General features: G+C 37.6%; 10 protein-coding genes. 5 read left to right on the top strand and 5 right to left on the bottom strand.

The window, feature by feature from the left end; translation table 11 throughout:
- Positions 1-139 precede the first annotated feature (139 nt).
- A complete protein-coding gene (gene glmS / locus ACFILD_RS04835) occupies positions 140-1,963 on the top strand; it encodes a glutamine--fructose-6-phosphate transaminase (isomerizing) (protein ID WP_375664831.1) in 1,824 nt (607 codons plus the stop codon).
- Positions 1,964-2,354: 391 nt separating this feature from the next.
- On the opposite strand, the gene recG is transcribed toward glmS, so the two are convergent.
- Positions 2,355-4,463 carry an ATP-dependent DNA helicase RecG gene (recG, locus tag ACFILD_RS04830; protein WP_375664830.1) on the bottom strand — a complete coding sequence of 703 codons (2,109 nt, stop codon included), beginning with the start codon at positions 4,461-4,463 and terminating at the stop codon, positions 2,355-2,357.
- 376 nt (positions 4,464-4,839) lie between these two features.
- Between recG and dnaE the strand changes: the two genes are divergently transcribed.
- On the top strand, positions 4,840-8,307 hold the full coding sequence (gene dnaE / locus ACFILD_RS04825) for a DNA polymerase III subunit alpha (RefSeq protein ID WP_375664829.1): 3,468 nt from the start codon (positions 4,840-4,842) through the stop codon (positions 8,305-8,307).
- 193 nt (positions 8,308-8,500) lie between these two features.
- Here the strand turns inward: dnaE and ACFILD_RS04820 are convergent, their stop codons facing one another.
- Both ACFILD_RS04820 and ACFILD_RS04815 read right to left on the bottom strand, forming a co-directional pair.
- On the bottom strand, positions 8,501-9,748 hold the full coding sequence (locus ACFILD_RS04820) for an FAD-binding protein (RefSeq protein WP_375657881.1): 1,248 nt from the start codon (positions 9,746-9,748) through the stop codon (positions 8,501-8,503).
- A gap of 52 nt (positions 9,749-9,800) precedes the next feature.
- Positions 9,801-10,049 carry a zinc-finger domain-containing protein gene (locus ACFILD_RS04815; protein ID WP_375657882.1) on the bottom strand — a complete coding sequence of 83 codons (249 nt, stop codon included), beginning with the start codon at positions 10,047-10,049 and terminating at the stop codon, positions 9,801-9,803.
- A gap of 325 nt (positions 10,050-10,374) precedes the next feature.
- Here ACFILD_RS04815 and ACFILD_RS04810 point away from each other — a divergent pair, with 325 nt between their 5' ends.
- Both ACFILD_RS04810 and ppx read left to right on the top strand, forming a co-directional pair.
- Positions 10,375-12,540: an RNA degradosome polyphosphate kinase gene (locus ACFILD_RS04810; protein WP_375657899.1), complete on the top strand. Its 2,166-nt coding sequence runs from the start codon at positions 10,375-10,377 to the stop codon at positions 12,538-12,540.
- Between the two features lie 21 nt (positions 12,541-12,561).
- On the top strand, positions 12,562-14,079 hold the full coding sequence (gene ppx, locus ACFILD_RS04805; protein WP_273791189.1) for an exopolyphosphatase: 1,518 nt from the start codon (positions 12,562-12,564) through the stop codon (positions 14,077-14,079).
- Between the two features lie 271 nt (positions 14,080-14,350).
- Here the strand turns inward: ppx and ACFILD_RS04800 are convergent, their stop codons facing one another.
- Positions 14,351-14,536 carry a DNA-binding protein gene (locus ACFILD_RS04800; protein ID WP_375657900.1) on the bottom strand — a complete coding sequence of 62 codons (186 nt, stop codon included), beginning with the start codon at positions 14,534-14,536 and terminating at the stop codon, positions 14,351-14,353.
- 648 nt (positions 14,537-15,184) lie between these two features.
- A complete protein-coding gene (rnd, locus tag ACFILD_RS04795; protein WP_375657883.1) occupies positions 15,185-16,339 on the bottom strand; it encodes a ribonuclease D in 1,155 nt (384 codons plus the stop codon).
- A 132-nt stretch (positions 16,340-16,471) separates the two neighbouring features.
- Between rnd and aspS the strand changes: the two genes are divergently transcribed.
- On the top strand, positions 16,472-18,265 hold the full coding sequence (aspS, locus tag ACFILD_RS04790) for an aspartate--tRNA ligase (protein WP_375637467.1): 1,794 nt from the start codon (positions 16,472-16,474) through the stop codon (positions 18,263-18,265).
- The last annotated feature ends 130 nt before the right edge of the window (positions 18,266-18,395 follow it).

Raw genomic sequence — 18,395 nt, 5'->3', positions numbered from 1 at the left:
CTAACGATGGATGGGAGGTTTATTCTTAAAGATTGCCGTACTCCATGTTTGAATTATTTTTATTATTTATAGTTTTAAATAAAGGCTGTTGGATTGTTTTATAAGATTTAAATCTTAAGATGTGGGTTGGAGCTTTTTAATGTGTGGAATTATTGGAATTCTTGGAAAGAGGTGTGTTTCGTCCTCTTTGGTTGAGGGGTTAAAACGTCTTGAATATAGAGGGTATGATTCATCTGGGGTGGCAACGGTCCATAATGGGCATCTTTATCGTGTACGTGCTGAGGGGAAGCTTGTTCATTTAGAAGAAAAATTAAAAAAAACACCTCTGGAGGGAAATTTAGGGATTGGTCATACCCGTTGGGCTACGCATGGAATTGCTGTTGAACGCAATGCGCATCCCCATGTGACTGAAAAGCTTGCGATTGTTCATAATGGTATTATTGAAAATTTTGTAGAACTGCAAAAGGAACTCATAGAGGATGGTTGTATCTTTGAAACAGAGACGGATACGGAAGTTATTGCACATTTAATAACGCGTGCATTAAAAGATGGTCTTTCTCCGCAAGAAGCCATACGCACCAGTTGGAAAAGGCTGCAGGGGGCTTTTGCTATTGCTCTTATTTTCGAAGGTGAAGATAACCTTATGATTGCGGCGTGTTCTGGTCCACCTCTGGCAATTGGTTATGGAAAAGATGAATTTTTTGTGGGGTCAGATGCGATTGCTTTGGCACCATTCGTTGATTATATTAGCTATATGGAAGATGGGGATTGGGCTGTTCTCACACGGGAAGGCGTCACAATTTATGATGCTAATAATCAACCGGTAAAACGTCCTGTGACGACATTACTTGAAGGGGCTTTATTGATTTCTAAGGGTAATCATCGTCATTTTATGCACAAGGAAATGTTTGAACAACCTGAAGTGATTTCTCATAATTTGGCACATTATCTTGATCTTGGAAATTATGTCGTTCGACCCCTTGAGAATTTGATTGATTGGAAAAATATTCATCGTCTCCTTTTTGCGAGTTGTGGAACGGCGTATTATTCAACCTTAGTTGCGCGCTATTGGTTTGAGAAATTTGCCGCTTTAAGTGTTGATAATGATGTTGCTTCGGAGTTTCGTTATCGTGAACCTCCTATAACGTCTGATGTGTTATCGCTGTTTGTTTCTCAATCTGGTGAGACAGCTGATACATTGGCTTCTTTGCGTTATTGTCGTGAGCGGGGTGTAAAAACAGCAACAATTGTGAATGTAGAGCAATCAACAATGGCAAGGGAGGCTGATTTTATTTTCCCAACACTTGCCGGACCGGAAATAGGTGTTGCTTCAACAAAAGCTTTTACCTGTCAATTGGCAACGCTTGCTTCACTAGCACTTAGTGCTGCTAAACAACGTGGCTATCTTTCGGCTCAAATGGAAAAGAAACTGGTTCAACAGTTGGCAGAAGTTCCACGTATTTTAAATGAGGTCTTAAAACTAGAGAGAAAAATTGAATGTATTTGTCGTGATTTGGTAAATGCAAAAAGTGTTCTTTATCTAGGACGTGGAACTTCTTATCCGATTGCTTTGGAGGGAGCCCTTAAACTGAAAGAGCTTTCTTATATTCATGCTGAAGGTTATGCGGCAGGTGAATTAAAGCATGGACCAATTGCTCTGGTGGATGAGACAATACCCGTTATTGTTGTTGCACCGTATGATCGGTGGTTTGAAAAAACTTTTTCTAATATGCAAGAAGTGGTAGCGCGTAATGGTCGTATTATTTTAATAACCGATAAAAAAGGAGCAGAAGTAGCTTGTCTTAAGACTTTATCAACGATCACTTTGCCAGATGTTCCAGAATTTATTTCTCCTATTATTTATGCACTCCCTGTTCAGTTAATCGCTTATCATACGGCTGTTTTATTAGGAACAGATGTTGATCAACCCCGTAATTTAGCAAAATCAGTCACGGTTGAATAAAAGTATATTTCTGAATCTTTTGGAGAATAATCAAGTGTAAGAAATTGATTTATAATGAAACTTATTTTTTCATTTTTCTCTGTTGAACGAGAATACTGAAGAAAAGTTTTTTCTTTCTAAATCCTTTACGATAAAACGAAAAATATTTTCTTACCTGTCAAAAAATAGATCAGTTATGTGAATATAATGGTAAAAAAAGACGCAATATTGCTTCTACTGTTTTAATGCAAGAATAATTCAGATTGAGAGAGAAGATAGTGCTGTTGATTTGTTATTCGTTCATGAAGCATAAAGATGCTAAGAGACTGCGTAGATCATTTATGGGTAATTCTAAGAGAGAAAACCATATTTGAACAGAGAGGTATTTAAGTTTTTTATTAGAGGGGCTTTGTTATCCTGCTCGTAAGAGGCGTGCAGCATCGTTGTGTCCGAAAAGATAAAGGAGCAACCGTAAAGCTTGTCCTTGCTCAGAAGAAAGATGAGGATCGCGTTGTAAAAATAAACGAGCATCTTTTCTTGCCATTGACAAAAGATCGCTATGAACTGCAAGGTTTGCTATATGAAATTCAGGGACTCCGGATTGTTTTGTACCTAAAAGTTCTCCTTCGCCTCGTAGGCGCCAATCTTCTTCAGCAATTTCAAAACCATCTTCTGTATTGCGGATAATATTAAGGCGTGTTGCTGCTGTTTTAGTCAGTGGATCTTTATAAAGCAAAATGCAGGAAGATTTTTTATCGCCTCGTCCTACACGTCCACGTAATTGGTGCAATTGTGAAAGGCCAAAATGTTCCGCGTGTTCGATGATAATGATCGAAGCATCTGGAATATCTACTCCCACTTCAATGACGGTGGTTGCAACTAAAATACGTGTATTTCCACATTTAAAAGATGCCATAGCGGCTTCTTTTTCTGCTGTAGACATTTTTCCATGGATCATACCAACGTGTGCTCCAAAGCGCTCATGGAGAAATGCAAAGCGGTTTTCAATTGAAGTGAGATCAAGAGCTGTCGATTCTTCTACTAAAGGACAAATCCAATAGAGCTTTTCTCCTTTTTCTAATGCAATTGCGATTCTCTCTATAAGCTCATGAAGACGTTTCAAAGAAAGCGTTGCTGTTGTAATGGGTTGTCGTCCCATTGGTTTTTCGGTAATTTTAGAGACATCCATATCACCAAAAGCTGTTAAGACGAGTGTGCGCGGAATGGGTGTGGCGGTCATAACCAGCATATCAGCTTTATTGCCTTTTTCTGTAAGAGCGATACGTTGATGGACACCAAAACGGTGTTGTTCATCGATAATGGTTAAAGCGAGATTATTATAAGTAACGCTGTTTTGTATGAGAGCATGGGTTCCGATGACAATAGAAACTTGACCTGACAGAATATCATTCACGATATTTGTCCTCAACTTTCCTTTTTCTCGTCCTGTTAAAAGGGTTGTTTGTAATCCGACCTTTTCGGCAAGAGGAGCGATGGTGGCAAAATGTTGCCTGGCAAGCACTTCGGTTGGTGCCATTAAAGCTGATTGTCCTGAATTTTCAGCAATTTGTGCCATTGCTATCAATGCAACAACAGTTTTTCCTGCGCCTACATCACCTTGAAGTAGTCTTAGCATCGGTTCTGGTGAAGCAAGATCATTTGCGATATCTTCTACTGCTTTTTTTTGTCCGGTTGTGAGTTGAAAGGGGAGGATATTGAGCAATTTTTTAGTATAAATTCCTGTTGATGGTCGAGAAGTGCCAACAAGAGATTTAGTTTTCAAACGCACGAGTCCTAGTGCCAATTGACAAGCGAGCAATTCATCATAGGCAAGACGTTTGCGTGCTGTACTTTCTAAGGATAGATCGTCGGGGTTAATGGGCGCATGGATACGGCGTAAAGCAACAGAAAAAGAAGGAAAATTTTGCTGCTTTTTCACATTTTCATCTATCCATTCTGGGAGGAGTGGAATAAAATCAAGAGCGTTTTGTATGGCGCGTCTTAGTGTCTTTGCAGTTAGTCCTGCAGTAGAGGGATAGACAGGTTCGATGAGAGGTATCTGATTTGATTGTTCGCTCGGGGCAATATAGTCTGGATGCGCCATTGAAAGCTGTCCATTAAACCATTCAACTTTTCCTGATATAATGACTTTTTTTCCTTCGGGGAGTTGTTTTTTTAGCCAAAGAGGTTGAGCATGAAAAAAGACTAAATTTATTTTTCCTGTGTGATCATGGGCAATAACTCGATAGGGAATTCGGTTGTGACCACGGGGTGGTGATTGATGTTGATCGATGATAATTTCGAGCGTAACAGTATCTCCTTCTTTTGCACAAGCAATGCTGGGACGCATTCTGCGGTCTATAACGGAATGGGGCATTAATTGAAGAAGGTCAATAAGAGTTGCTTCGCGTTGTGTAGGATTAACATCTAAGAGTTTGGTCAATAAACCATAGACTTTAGGTGTAATACCAGAAAGAGTTCGAATAGAATTAAAAAGAGGGGTAAGAAGACTTGGAGGCATGAGCAAACTTAACCTGCCCTTTTTGTTTTTTCTAGACCTTTAGAAGAGCTTTTTGGGGATAACGTCATAAAGAGGAGGTTGCTTTATTTACACATTGAACTTTAGGAAGAAAAATACAATTAAAGGGTCAAAAATTAAAGTGCTTAGATGAGGTATATTGTTTTTCTTTTTATTTTAGGTGTTTATTTGCTGTGAATAGAAGCATTTTCTTGATAGAACTCTCTTATAAATATTAATAAAATTGGGATATTTCTCCTATGTATGATGATGAATTTATAGCTTTAAAGTTATGATAAACAGAAGTTTTTTCTTTTATAAGGGGTGCTGTTTAGCATTTATTTTGTAGTGGGAAATTGTGAGAGTGGTAAAAAATAAAATGCAAGAGAACAAAAATTCTCTTCCTCGCTTTATTCATTTGAGAGTGCATTCAGCTTATTCCTTGCTCGAGGGGGCTTTAAAAATCCCCCAAATTATTCAACAGGCGATTTCAGATCATGCACCAGCGGTTGCTATTACCGATACCAATAATTTATTTGGTGCTTTGGAATTTTCACAGCATTGTCTTTCTCATGGGGTCCAACCTATTATTGGTTGTCAGCTTGCTGTTGACTTTCGTGATGAAAATGATCATTCACGTTTGGCTAAATGGCGTAATTCTTCTGATTTCTGCTCTATTGTTCTTTTGGCTGCTAGCAAAACTGGTTATGCTCATTTGGTTCGTCTTGTTAGCCGTGCTTATCTTGATAAATGTGATACTGATCCTCCTCATATTAAAGCTGATTGGTTGTCAGAACACAGTGAAGGAATAATCGCTTTAACGGGAGGAAAGGGAGGACCTATTAATCTTTCTTTGGCAGAAGAGAAAAAAGAACATGCTGTTGAGCGCTTAATTTATTTGAAAAAATCTTTTGCTGATCGTCTTTATGTGGAGTTACAACGGCATGGCTCTTATGATCAGAGAGTAGAAGCTGATCTTATTGAATTGGCTTATGCGCATGAAATTCCTCTTGTTGCAACAAATGAAGCTTTTTTTCTGAAAAGAGAAGGATATGAAGCCCATGATGCGCTGATGGCTGTTTCAGAAGGACAAATCGTCTCTAATCCAGATCGCAAACGTGTGACGCCAGATCATTATTTGAAGTCACAAGATGAAATGGTTACACTGTTTTCTGATCTTCCAGAAGCTTTGGAAAATAGTGTTGAAATTGCATTGCGTTGTCATATTGCCACGCCTCTTCGAAAACCGATATTGCCTCGTTTTATAGAACAATCTGCTAATTCAGAAACTACTTTAGAAATAGAAGATAGTGAGTTGTTAAATCAAGCTAAAGCTGGTTTGAAGATGCGGCTTGAAACAATAGGGTTGGCTGAAGGGTATACGATTGCAGATTATGAACAGCGGCTTGATTATGAAATTTCAGTTATTACGCGTATGCAATTTTCTGGATATTTTCTTATCGTTTCAGATTTCATAAAATGGGCAAAGGTTCATGATATTCCCGTTGGACCAGGACGGGGTTCTGGTGCTGGTTCACTTGTTGCTTATGCATTGACGATTACTGATGTTGATCCCTTACGGTTTTCTCTTCTCTTTGAACGTTTTCTCAACCCAGATCGTGTTTCGATGCCAGATTTTGATATCGACTTTTGTCAAGAGCGGCGCGAAGAAGTTATTCAATATGTTCAAAAAAAATATGGACGTGATCAAGTTGCTCAAATTATTACCTTTGGTAAGTTACAGGCGCGTGCAGTTTTGCGTGATGTGGGGCGTGTTTTAGAAGTTCCTTATCGTCAGGTGGATTATCTTACAAAATTAATTCCTGCCACGCCAGGAAGTCAGGTAGAATTGGCTGATGCTATTAAGGATGAACCTAAATTTGAAGAGGAAAAGAAAAAAGATCCCGTTGTTGGCCGCGCATTAGATATAGCACTTCAGTTGGAGGGACTTTATCGTCATGCTTCAACTCATGCTGCTGGGATTGTTATCGGAGATCGTCCACTTTGGGAGCTTGTCCCGATGTATCGTGATCCTCGTTCTGATATGCCTGTTACACAATTTAACATGAAATATGTGGAACAGGCGGGGCTGGTAAAATTTGATTTTCTTGGATTAAAAACGCTTACTGTTTTGAAAATGGCAGTCGATTTTGTTGCCAGAAAGGGGATTAAAATAGATTTATCAAATATTCCTCTGAATGATGAAGCAACCTACGCTATGATGGCACGTGGTGAAACGGTTGGTGTGTTTCAGGTGGAAAGTTCTGGTATGCGCAAGGCGTTGATTGGGATGAAGCCAGACCGTATTGAAGATATTATTGCGCTGGTCGCACTTTATCGTCCAGGTCCAATGGAGAATATTCCAACCTATAATGCACGCAAACATGGGGAAGAGGAAATTGCTTCTATTCATCCTAAAATAGATCATCTGATCAAAGAAACACAAGGTGTGATTGTTTATCAAGAACAGGTGATGCAGATTGCTCAGGTTCTTGCTGGTTATTCGCTTGGAGAAGCTGATTTATTACGTCGTGCTATGGGGAAAAAAATTCATGCTGAAATGCAAAAACAGCGTACGCGTTTTGTCAATGGAGCTGTTGCAGGTGGCGTGGATAAAGATCAAGCTGATATTATCTTTGATCTTTTAGCAAAATTTGCCGATTATGGTTTTAATAAATCGCATGCTGCTGCTTATGCAATTGTTTCTTACCAAACGGCTTATATGAAAGCAAACTATCCCGTTGAGTTTTTAGCTGCTTCAATGACATATGATATGACGAATACAGATAAGCTCAATGATTTTCGGCGTGAAGCATTAAGGTTGGGTATTGAAGTTATTGCACCTTCTATACAAACATCTCATCGTGTTTTTGAGGTTGGTGATAACTGTATTTATTATTCTCTTGCTGCCATTAAAGGTGTGGGAGAAACTGTTGTAGATCATATTGTTTCTTGTCGTGGGAATAAGATTTTTAAGGATTTGGAAGATTTTTGTGCGCGTGTTGATCCTCGTATTGTTAATAAGCGTGCGATGGAAAGTTTAGTTTGTGCTGGTGCTTTTGATTGTTTTAACATTGCACGTGAGGTTTTATTAGCCAATCTTGGAACCCTTCATGCGCGTGCACTTCGTATTCTCGATGACAATTCTAGCGGGCAGGTTGATATATTTGGAATGGCAGGCGGATTAAAAGAACCATTGATTTTATCGCAAACAACCCCTTGGTTGCCGGCTGAGAAACTTTATCGAGAATTTCAAGCTATAGGTTTTTACTTTTCTGCGCATCCTTTGGAGGAGTATCAAGCTATTCTAAACAAAAAACGCATTCAGACTTGGGGTAATTTTGCCAATGCCGTTAAAGGGGGAGCAACGGCTGCACGGCTTGCTGGAACTGTTGTGGCAAAAAACGTGCGCAAAACAAAATCTGGTAAAAAAATGGGAATTATTCATTTTTCTGATACAAGTGGACAATATGAAGCAGTTCTCTTTTCTGAGGCACTCTCGGATTATGAAGAGATGCTAGAACCCGGAAAATCTTTTATTATTACGGTGAGCGCAGAAAATCGTTCTGAAGGAGTTAGTTTGCGAATTGAAACAATTCAGTCTTTGGAAAATGAATCATTACAACAGCATAAAATGATGCGTCTCTTTATAAAAACAGTTGATATGCTTCCACAAATTGAACAAAACTTAAATCTTGGGGGGAATGGAGAGGTGGGGCTTATTTTAATTCAAGAGGATGGATTGCGAGAAGTCGAAATTGCGCTTCCTAAGCGATATAAGGTAAATTCACATGTCGCAAATGCTATGAAATTAATTCAGGGTGTTGTTGATGTAGAATTGAGTTAAAGAAAGATTAAAGATGGGAGCTGATTTTGAGTGGTGTTTTTGCTTTTAGGAGAGCTAAAAATTGAGCTTTTAAAATCGGATTGTAGGTTTCGAAAAATATTGCTTTTATTTGAGTAAATTATGATATTTTTTTAGTGTCATAAAATTAAAAAAAATCTCGTTCTTTCGTAATATTCAAAGTGTCGGAAGGATTTTATAAGTTTTTATCATTATTTTTTATAGAATTCATCGCATCATACATGTAAAGCCAATTGAGATCTGACATAATGCTCTCTGGTGTACGAATTTTCATCATGAGATTGCGTGCAATTGCTATGGGACCGGTTGCATGATAGGCTAATCTATTGAAATCTCCGCGTTTTTTTACTGCTGCAATACGGGGTGTGCGTGTTGTTTCGTAAAGCGAAAGTGCTTTCGTTAATGAAAAATCTTTCAATGAAAGTGCTTTTGCTAATGTGGCAGCATCTTCGATTGCCATAGCGGCACCCTGTGCTGCAAAAGGTAAGGTAGCATGTGCGCAATCGCCAACAAATACTTGTCTCTCTAAACCGATAAAACGATTTTGTTTCATTTGAAAGAGTGGCCAATAACTCCATTCATCAATATGATCGAAAATTTGTAAGATTTTTGAATTCCAATCTTTAAAAAGAGATTTGAGTTTTTCTTTATTTCCTTTATGGGCCCATCCTTCTTTTGAATTTTTTCCATGCGTAATGGCGACAAAATTAAAAATTTTTTCTGATGATTGAATGGGGTAGACAACAAGATGATTTTTTGGTCCCATCCAAGCCGTAATTGTCTTCATATTTTGCAATGAAGAACGAAAGTTTTGAGGAAGATTATCAAATGTTGTTGTTGCACGCCAAGCAATAAAGCCACTAAAATTTGCTTTTTCATGAAAAGGAGATTGTTGCCGTAATGTTGACCAAACGCCATCACATCCGATCAGGAGGGGCGTTGAATGAAGCTGTTCTGTTGCCGTATCTGTTTTTATTGTCGTGATTTTAATGTTGGTTGCAGATTGGGTAGAAGATACAATCGTTTCGCCTGCTTTGTATTTGATCAAAGGATTTTCAATCACTGCATTATATAAAATTTTTTGTAAAGCCGCACGGTGAATCGTCATATAAGGGGCTTTCCAATATTTTTCTGTTAGATTAATAAGATGAGCCCGTAGATGTATTTTTAAAGATAATCCATCTTTTAACTCAAGAAAATATGGGATTGTCGCGACTTCAGTGAGTTTGTTAAGAAGTTTCCAGCGAGCAAGAATAGATGTTGCATTTGGTGTCAGTTGAATACCAGCGCCTATCGTTTCAAGTTGCTTACACTTTTCGATAATGGTGCTTGCAATTCCTTTATGAGCGAGTGCTAAAGCAGTGCTTAAACCAGCAATTCCTCCTCCAACGATGATGGGTGACTGTTCCACAAATGATTTCATATTAAACAAGCAGAATGAAAAGAGGGGTTATTAAGAAAGCCAAAAAACGCAATTATAATAGCTTTTCTGGATGATATAAGCATCCTGTTGGGTTTGTTTGATCGTATGATAGCGAGGGAACATAACGATAAAGGGTTGAGCAGTAAGGGCAAATTTTCTCATCTGCTGTTCCCATATCGATAAAGATATGAGGATGATCGAATGGGTGTGTAGCGCCTACACACATAAATTCTTTCACACCAATTTCGATTGTTTTATATCCAAGGTCATTTTGGAAATGAGGAATATTGTGATCAGCCATGGCATACAAACTCCAGAATAAATTTTCTCATCAGCTATGATTGGGCTCTTCTATTTTATAGGCGTGAGTTTGTAATAAAGCGTATAATAATGCAAGATGCTTTTTAAGACAAATTTCTCTTCTTTTATGCTATATTAGAATAGTTGTCTTACTTTTAGTGCTTTGCGCATAGCAATAATTCCAAGTATTTTTAAATATTAAATGGAAAAATGATGAGGGAAGTTAGGCATTGATATATTATTATGATGATAACATATTATCAAATATTATGTGAGATATTTTGTCAAGGATTTTAGAAAATATAAAAGAAAATTATTTAGGATATATGGAACAGAGGGTGGTAAATAAAATTTCTATATCGAATATAACAATGAAAAATCCGGTACGGTTTATTAATCGAGAGTTTTCATGGCTACAATTTAATAATCGTGTTTTGATGGAAGCGGCTAATTCGAAACATCCTTTATTAGAACGTCTACAATTTCTTTCTATTTCAGCTGCAAATCTTGATGAGTTTTTTATGGTTCGTGTTGCAGGACTGGCAGCTCAAATTCGTGCTCGCGTTACAGCGTGCAGTGCAGATGGGCACACTCCACAGGAACAACTTGATATTGTATTAGCTGAGATTTTAAAGCTGCAGGCTCACCAACTACGAGAATTGAATGTTTTACGTGATGAATTAAAAAAGAATGATATTGAAATTATTTGTTCTGATGATCTTTCAGAAATTGAAAAATTATGGCTTGAAAAATATTTTCTTGAGACAATTTTTCCTGTTTTAAAACCTTTGCCTGTTGATTCTACTCATCCTTTTCCATTTATTCCTAATTTAGGGCTTTCTATTGCGCTTCAATTGTCTGGAGAAACTGATCAGAACTCACACATAGTGTTGTTGTCTATTTCAATGCTTTTAAGGCGTTTTATTCTTCTTCCTCAAGAAGGCAATCATTTTCGTTTTATTGCATCTGAAGATGTTATTTGCCTTTTTATTAAACATGTATTTCCTAACTATGAGGTTAAAGGAATTGGTACATTTAGAGTAATCCGAGATAGCGATATTGAAGTAGAAGAAGAAGCTGAGGATCTTGTTCACTTTTTTGAAATTGCTCTTAAAAGGCGGCGCCGTGGGCAGGTTATTCGAGTTGAGTTTGACGCAAAAATGCCAGAGAGTTTACGTCAATTTATAGCGAATAGTCTCGCTGTTCCTGATAATTGTATTAATGTTCTTGATGGATTTTTAGCGCTTAATACGGTATCAGAAATTGTTTCTATTCCTCGTGATGATCTCAAATTTATTCCTTATATTTCTCGTGTTCCAGAATGTATTCGTAAACATAAAGGGGATTGTTTTGCGGCTATTCGTGAAAATGATATTGTGATTCATCACCCCTATGAGACATTTGATGTTGTTGTCCAATTTTTACGTCAAGCTGCTTGCGATCCTGATGTTGTGGAAATCAAACAAACACTTTATCGTACATCAAATGATAGTCCAATTGTTGGCGCTTTGATTGAAGCAGCTGAACAGGGAAAGTCTGTGACTGCTTTGGTAGAACTTAAAGCACGTTTTGATGAGGAAGCAAATATTCGTTGGGCCCGAGATCTTGAATGTGCTGGGGTTCAAGTTATTTTTGGTTTTATTGCATTAAAAACGCATGCTAAGATGTCATTGGTTGTGAGACGTGAGGGAAAACGTCTTTGCTCTTATGTTCATCTTGGGACAGGAAATTATCATCCCATTAACGCTAAAACTTATACCGATCTTTCTTTTTTTTCCACAGATGATGATATCGCTCATGATGTTGCGTTATTGTTCAATTATATTGCGCAATATGAGCGTCCAAATGAAACAATGAAGATTGCTTTTTCACCCTTAACATTGCGTGGTCGTATCTTAGAGCATATTGAGGAAGAAATTGTTTACGCACAACAGGGAAGGTTTGCTGCTATTTGGATGAAAGTTAATGCATTGGTAGATCCTGAAATTATTGATGCTTTATATCGTGCTAGTCAAGCAGGGGTGCAAATTGATTTGGTTGTGCGGGGGATATGTTGTTTACGTCCTGGTATTCTAGGAATTTCGGATAATATTCGTGTAAAATCAATTGTCGGGCGTTTTCTTGAACATAGTCGCATTTTTTGTTTTGGGAATGGTCAAGATTTGCCTAATGAAAATGCAATCGTTTACTTAGGCTCTGCTGATATGATGCCTCGTAATCTGGACTATCGTATTGAAATATTGGTTCCAGTTTTTAATAAAATAGTCCGTCAAAAAATTCTTTTACAGATTATGTTAGCTAATATCATTGATAATCAACAAAGCTTTGATATACTTAAGGATGGAACATCAAAACGTATTACACCGCAGATAGGTGAAAGTCTATTTAATGCGCAGGAGTATTTTATGGCCAATACAAGTTTTGCGGGGGAAAATGAGTCTTTTGAGTCTTCTGTTTCGCGCTTGGTTGCGTTGCATCGGCAACAAGCCTAAATACATAAAGACTGAAATCCAATGACATATAGAGATGCTCAAGGTCGGTTAAAAGGGTGTAAGCCTGTTGCTGTTATTGACATTGGCTCAAATTCTGTTCGGTTGGTTATTTATGAGGGGCTTGTTCGATCACCAACAGTTTTGTTTAATGAAAAGATTCTTTGTGGTCTCGGTCATGGTGTGGCAAAAACGGGATTTTTAGAAGAAAAATCGATGAAAATGGCGTTGCAAACACTGAAACGGTTTCGTACGCTTTGTCGACAGATTGGGGCAGATGAGGTCTATACTTTAGCAACAGCAGCAGCACGAGATGCACAGAATGGCGTAGCATTTATTCAGCATGCTGAAGATATTTTGCAAAATAAAATATATCTTCTTTCAGGAAGTGAAGAAGCTATGTATTCAGCATATGGAGTTGTGTCTACTTTTTATCAACCAAAAGGTATTTCTGGGGATCTTGGTGGTGGAAGTCTTGAGCTGATTGATATTGATCATTCTGATGTTGGTGAAGGGATAACTCTTCCATTGGGTGGTTTAAGGCTACAGTATATGTCAAATAATGATAGTGCTGTAGCTACAAAAATTGTACATGAGCAATTTTATAAATCGTCTGTTGTTCGTACTCGTAAAGGTATAGCACGTTATTTTTATGCAGTAGGGGGGACATGGCGTAATTTGGCAAAACTCCATATGGCAATGAAACACTATCGGCTCCCTGTTATGCATGGCTATGAAGTTGATGCCGTTGAAATGGAGAACTTTTTACGTCTTGTAGCACGTGGCAATATTGATAATATGAGAGGGATTGCAGCGGTTTCTCAGAATCGTCGAAAACTTTTATCTTATGGGGCAATAGTTCTTATTGAACTCATTCAGTGTATGGAGTTTGAAAAGATAATCTTTTCTGGTGCTGGCGTTCGTGAAGGTTTTCTTTATTCACGTTTGCCGCAGGCGATTCGGCTTTCAGATCCTCTCATTGCAGCATGCACAGAAATGGCTATTTTACGGGCACGTTCACCAAAACAAGCAGAAGAACTCATTGATTTTACGACGAATGCTTTTGAAGTTTTTGGAATTTCAGAAACTGAAAATGAATGCCGTTATCGTCAAGCCGCTTGTCTTCTTGCAGATATTGGTTGGCGTATACATCCAGATTATCGAGGCAATGAAGCAGCAAATCAAATAGCTTTAGGATCTTATCCAGGAATTTCTCATGAAGGGCGCCTTTATGCAGCGCTTGCTGTTTTTTTTCGCAATACGAGTTTATTGGTTGATAAAGAATCTCTTCCCATTTTTCAATTAGCAACTCAAAATATAATTGAAAAAGCACGTATTCTTGGCGAAACTATGCGTATTGCTCATCTTTTTAGTGCTTCTGTTGCAGGAATTTTACCTCATTTATTGTGGCATAAAAAAGCAGATCATATTATCCTGCAGATCCCAAAGAATTACGCTGGGTTATTAGGAGAACGTCCTCTTGGACGATTACAGAAGTTATCAAAAATAATAAAACAACCTCTCGCTTTTGAAATTTTTTGATTTTTTTCTAATTTATTCGTGTTTTATGTCTTATAATAGGGCCATTGACAAGGGATAAACTAGGCAATCTATCATCACGAGCTGGACAATAGGACTTGTTCCATAACGCCCAAGCCAGACTCCATGCAAGGCATTTGTAATGCCCTGAGCATTCATAAAAGAAAACATAATTTTTTATTCTGTTATTTGCGTCACAGGATGGATTTTTCACTTCATAAGCTTCATGTGAAAATGAAAAGCCTTGTCCATTTTTACGTGAAAAGGTTTTCTTTTATGCTGCGTCGTTATAACGTTTCTGTTTAGCTTGCTCGATTATCTTGATAAGATTCGATTGTAACCAACGCGATAAAAAACAAAACTTTAAAGGTTTTGGAAGAGATCCATTGGTTACATGACGGCGGAATGTTGAAATACCCATATGAAACAGTTTTGCACTTTCACGGTCTGGCAAAAGAATATCATTTCAGTCATTATAAAATCCTTCCACTATAAAAAATAAAAATAAATCATAACTATTTATTAACCATGATTTTTGAATCCTTTGAAATGTGTTTAATCTATAAAAAAAACAGCGCTTTATAATATAATTTCTTATGTAAAACTTTATGAGTCTTATTGAGATGGAATGAGAGAAACTTACGATATTCGGGGGCTAATTTAAATATAAATAACGCTAGATTATCTTTATAAATAAATATATTGCCTTTGTTAGGTATTTTAGTTGTTATGCTGGATCGTTTTTGATTGTTAGATTGCAATCTCGGTAGTTTTTTTTAATACGATATGGTGACGTGAGGCATTATATCTTTGTTTGTTCCGATTGCTAGGCTACTATTTTTGTAATGAATACGCTTTTATTATCAGAGCTTTTTCTTTTTAAAACTTTTAAATGAGGAGCTGTCTGTTTTTTTAGATTTTCTTAATAAGATTGCTATTTGATTGATCTAATAAAGATTTATCTGTCATTTTTAATAAGAGTTTACTATTCAAGTTTTTAACTTTGTCAGAAGTAGGTTTTATTTATCCTATTTGCGTTGGCCTATAGGGCATACCAATTGATGTAGATTATATGTATCATAATGGATTTTTAAAATAAAAATGTAAATTAAAGCTGTTTTGTGCTTATTTTTCCATCGTTAAAGTAAAATCCTATCTGGCCCTTTAGCAGTTGTTCGGCTTTTTGACCAAATATTTCATAGCGCCAGCCATTCATAGCGGGAATATTTTTCTTTATTCCTCCATTGGCAATTTTTTCTAAATCATTAGATGTTGCAATAATTTTAGGGGCAATGCTGTTTTCATTTGCAACAATTTTTAATAACACTTTGAGTAGATCGATAACAGCGGCCGTCGTATCATTGAGTGGATTATGTTTAGGAATGGGGGGTAAAGCAGAAAGATCCACCTCTAATCCTTCGTGGACAGCTTTGATTAATGATTGAGAAATTGAGAGTTTATCCCAGTTCTTATTAAGACTGCGCAACCGCTTTAATGCAGATTCATCTTTTGGTTGTTGGGTTGCTATTTCTATAAGACATTCATCTTTTATGATATGACGACGTGGCATATTGTATTTTCGTGCTTCACGTTCCCGCCAAGCTGCTATCTTTTGTAATACAGCAAGTTCACGTGGCTTTTTAATTTTTCCTTTCACTTTTTTCCATGCTTCATCTTCTGGCATATCATAGGTTTTAGGATTTAAAAGGATTGTTATTTCATCGTCCATCCAGTGAGCACGTTGATTTTTTTCTAACCTTTTTTTCAATAACAGGTAAACATCTCTTAAGTAAGTTACATCGGCAAGTGCATAGAGCAGTTGTTTTTCAGACAAAGGGCGGTAACTCCAGTCTGTAAAGCGGGAGGATTTATCAAGATGATGCCCCGTGCAGCGTTGTACAATTTGATCATAGGAGATAGAATCACCAAATCCACAAATTGATCCTGCTATTTGCGTATCAAAGAGAGGGGAAGGAATAACACCTCCAAGATGATAAATTGTTTCAATATCTTGGCGCGCAGCATGAAAAACTTTTACAACTTTTTTATCGATCATAAGGTCAAAAAAAGGTTGTAAATCAATATCTGGTGCTATGGGATCAATCAAAACTGTGACATCTGGTGATGCGAGCTGGATTAAACACAGTTGAGGCCAAAAAGTTGTTTCGCGGATAAACTCAGTATCGACTGTTACAAAATCAGAGGTACGTAGAGCGTTAAGTGCAATTTCAAGATCTGTTGTTTGTGTAATAAGATTCATCATTTTATTATAATTCGATAAATTAAATTTGTGCTTTATTGACTTTATTTTTGAGTTTTTATTCTCATATCTTGACAAATGGTTATTAAAAAGCGTTTGTAGCGCATGTGAATATTATAATCAAAGGTAAAAAACATGCACCGTTATCGCAGTCATCATTGTGCGGCTCTTCGTAGATGTGATGTAGGAACACAAGTTCGTCTTTCGGGGTGGGTTCATCGTGTTCGTGATCATGGAGGGATTCTTTTTGTGGATTTACGTGATCATTTTGGAATCACACAAATTGTTGCTGATCCTGCTTCACCAGCTTTTAAAGTTATTGAAAAAGTGCGTTCTGAATGGGTTATTCGTGTGGATGGGGAGGTGTGTGCTCGTTCTGATGAGGTTATTAATGCAACGCTTCCAACAGGTGAGATTGAAATTTTTGCACAAGAGGTAGAAATTCTTTCAAAATCTGATGAGCTTCCTTTACCGGTTTTTGGTGAGCCTGATTATCCAGAAGATATTCGATTAAAATATCGTTTTCTTGATTTGCGTCGGGAGACTATGCACAAAAATATCATGCGTCGGACTGAAATTATTGCGGCTATGAGACGGGCTATGCAAAATAATGGTTTTACGGAATTTACGACGCCACTTTTGACAGCTTCATCGCCGGAAGGAGCGCGTGATTTTTTGGTTCCAAGTCGTGTTCATCAGGGAAAATTTTATGCGTTACCGCAAGCGCCACAGCAATATAAACAATTGTTGATGATGTCAGGTTTTGATCGTTATTTTCAGATTGCTCCATGTTTTAGAGATGAAGATCCAAGGGCCGACCGTCTTCCTGGTGAATTTTATCAATTAGATGTTGAAATGAGTTTTGTTGAGCAAGAAGATGTTTTAGCAACTATGGAACCTATTATGCGTTCTATTTTTGAAGAATTTGCAGATGGAAAGACTGTGACACAAAGCTTTCCTCGCATTTCCTATGATGAAGCAATGCAAAAATATGGTTCTGATCAGCCTGATCTCCGGAATCCGATCATTATGGAAGATGTTTCTCAGCATTTTTATAACTCTGGTTTCAAAGTCTTTGCTCAAATTTTAGCGAATGATGAGAATGCTCAAGTGTGGGCTATTCCAGCTAAAACGGGTGGAAGTCGTGCTTTTTGTGATCGTATGAATGTATGGGCACAAGGTGAGGGGCAACCAGGGCTCGGTTATATTTTTTGGCGTGAAGAAGAAGGAAAATTTGAAGGAGCAGGGCCTATTGCCAAAAATATTGGTGAACAGAGGACTGAAGCAATCCGTATACAGCTTGGGCTTGAAAGTGGGGATGCCTGTTTTTTTGTAGCTGGCGATCCAAAAAAGTTTTCATCTTTTGCCGGAGCAGCACGCACAAGGGTAGGGGAAGAATTAGATCTTCTTGATAGAGATAGTTTCTCTTTGGCGTGGATTGTTGATTTTCCATTTTTTGAATGGAATGAAGATGAAAAAAAGATTGATTTTGCACATAATCCTTTTTCCATGCCTCAAGGGGGAGAAAATGCCCTTGCCTGTCAAGATCCTCTTACTATTAAAGCTTTTCAATATGATCTTGTTTGCAATGGTTATGAAATTGCATCAGGTGGAATTCGTAATCACTTACCAGAAATGATGCTTAAAGTTTTTGAACTTGTAGGACTTTCTAAGGAAGTTGTGAAAGATCGTTTCGGTGGTCTTTATCGTGCATTCCATTATGGGGCTCCACCACATGGTGGTATGGCTGCGGGAATTGACCGCATCATTATGCTGTTGCAAGGTGTTAAAAATTTGCGTGAAGTTGCTTTATTTCCTATGAATCAACAGGCGCTTGATCTTTTGATGAGTGCTCCGTCTGATGTTTCTCCTACACAATTACGTGATTTAGGAATCCGCATGGCTCCTACTCACAAAAATAGCTCATAAAGTTGATAATGGATTGTTTTCATCTTTTCTACGTAGAGTGAAGTTTTGATGCCTTTCAAGAGCCATCGGTGTGTGTGGCTGTTTGTGAAATTTAGATAGGTAAAAACGCTATTGTGTTGATTCTTTACGA

The organism is Bartonella sp. CL162QHHD (assembly GCF_042195435.1).
In the GTDB taxonomy this organism is placed as follows: Bacteria; Pseudomonadota; Alphaproteobacteria; order Rhizobiales; family Rhizobiaceae; genus Bartonella.
This window is presented reverse-complemented; position numbering and strand designations above follow the sequence as displayed.

What these genes read in the sequence shown, in the direction of transcription:
- glmS (WP_375664831.1), top strand. Translation starts at nt 140, where the DNA reads ATGTGTGGAATTATTGGAATTCTTGGAAAGAGGTGTGTTTCGTCCTCT.
- recG (WP_375664830.1), bottom strand. Translation starts at nt 4,463, where the DNA reads ATGCCTCCAAGTCTTCTTACCCCTCTTTTTAATTCTATTCGAACTCTT.
- dnaE (WP_375664829.1), top strand. Translation starts at nt 4,840, where the DNA reads ATGCAAGAGAACAAAAATTCTCTTCCTCGCTTTATTCATTTGAGAGTG.
- ACFILD_RS04820 (WP_375657881.1), bottom strand. Translation starts at nt 9,748, where the DNA reads ATGAAATCATTTGTGGAACAGTCACCCATCATCGTTGGAGGAGGAATT.
- ACFILD_RS04815 (WP_375657882.1), bottom strand. Translation starts at nt 10,049, where the DNA reads ATGGCTGATCACAATATTCCTCATTTCCAAAATGACCTTGGATATAAA.
- ACFILD_RS04810 (WP_375657899.1), top strand. Translation starts at nt 10,375, where the DNA reads ATGGAACAGAGGGTGGTAAATAAAATTTCTATATCGAATATAACAATG.
- ppx (WP_273791189.1), top strand. Translation starts at nt 12,562, where the DNA reads ATGACATATAGAGATGCTCAAGGTCGGTTAAAAGGGTGTAAGCCTGTT.
- rnd (WP_375657883.1), bottom strand. Translation starts at nt 16,339, where the DNA reads ATGATGAATCTTATTACACAAACAACAGATCTTGAAATTGCACTTAAC.
- aspS (WP_375637467.1), top strand. Translation starts at nt 16,472, where the DNA reads ATGCACCGTTATCGCAGTCATCATTGTGCGGCTCTTCGTAGATGTGAT.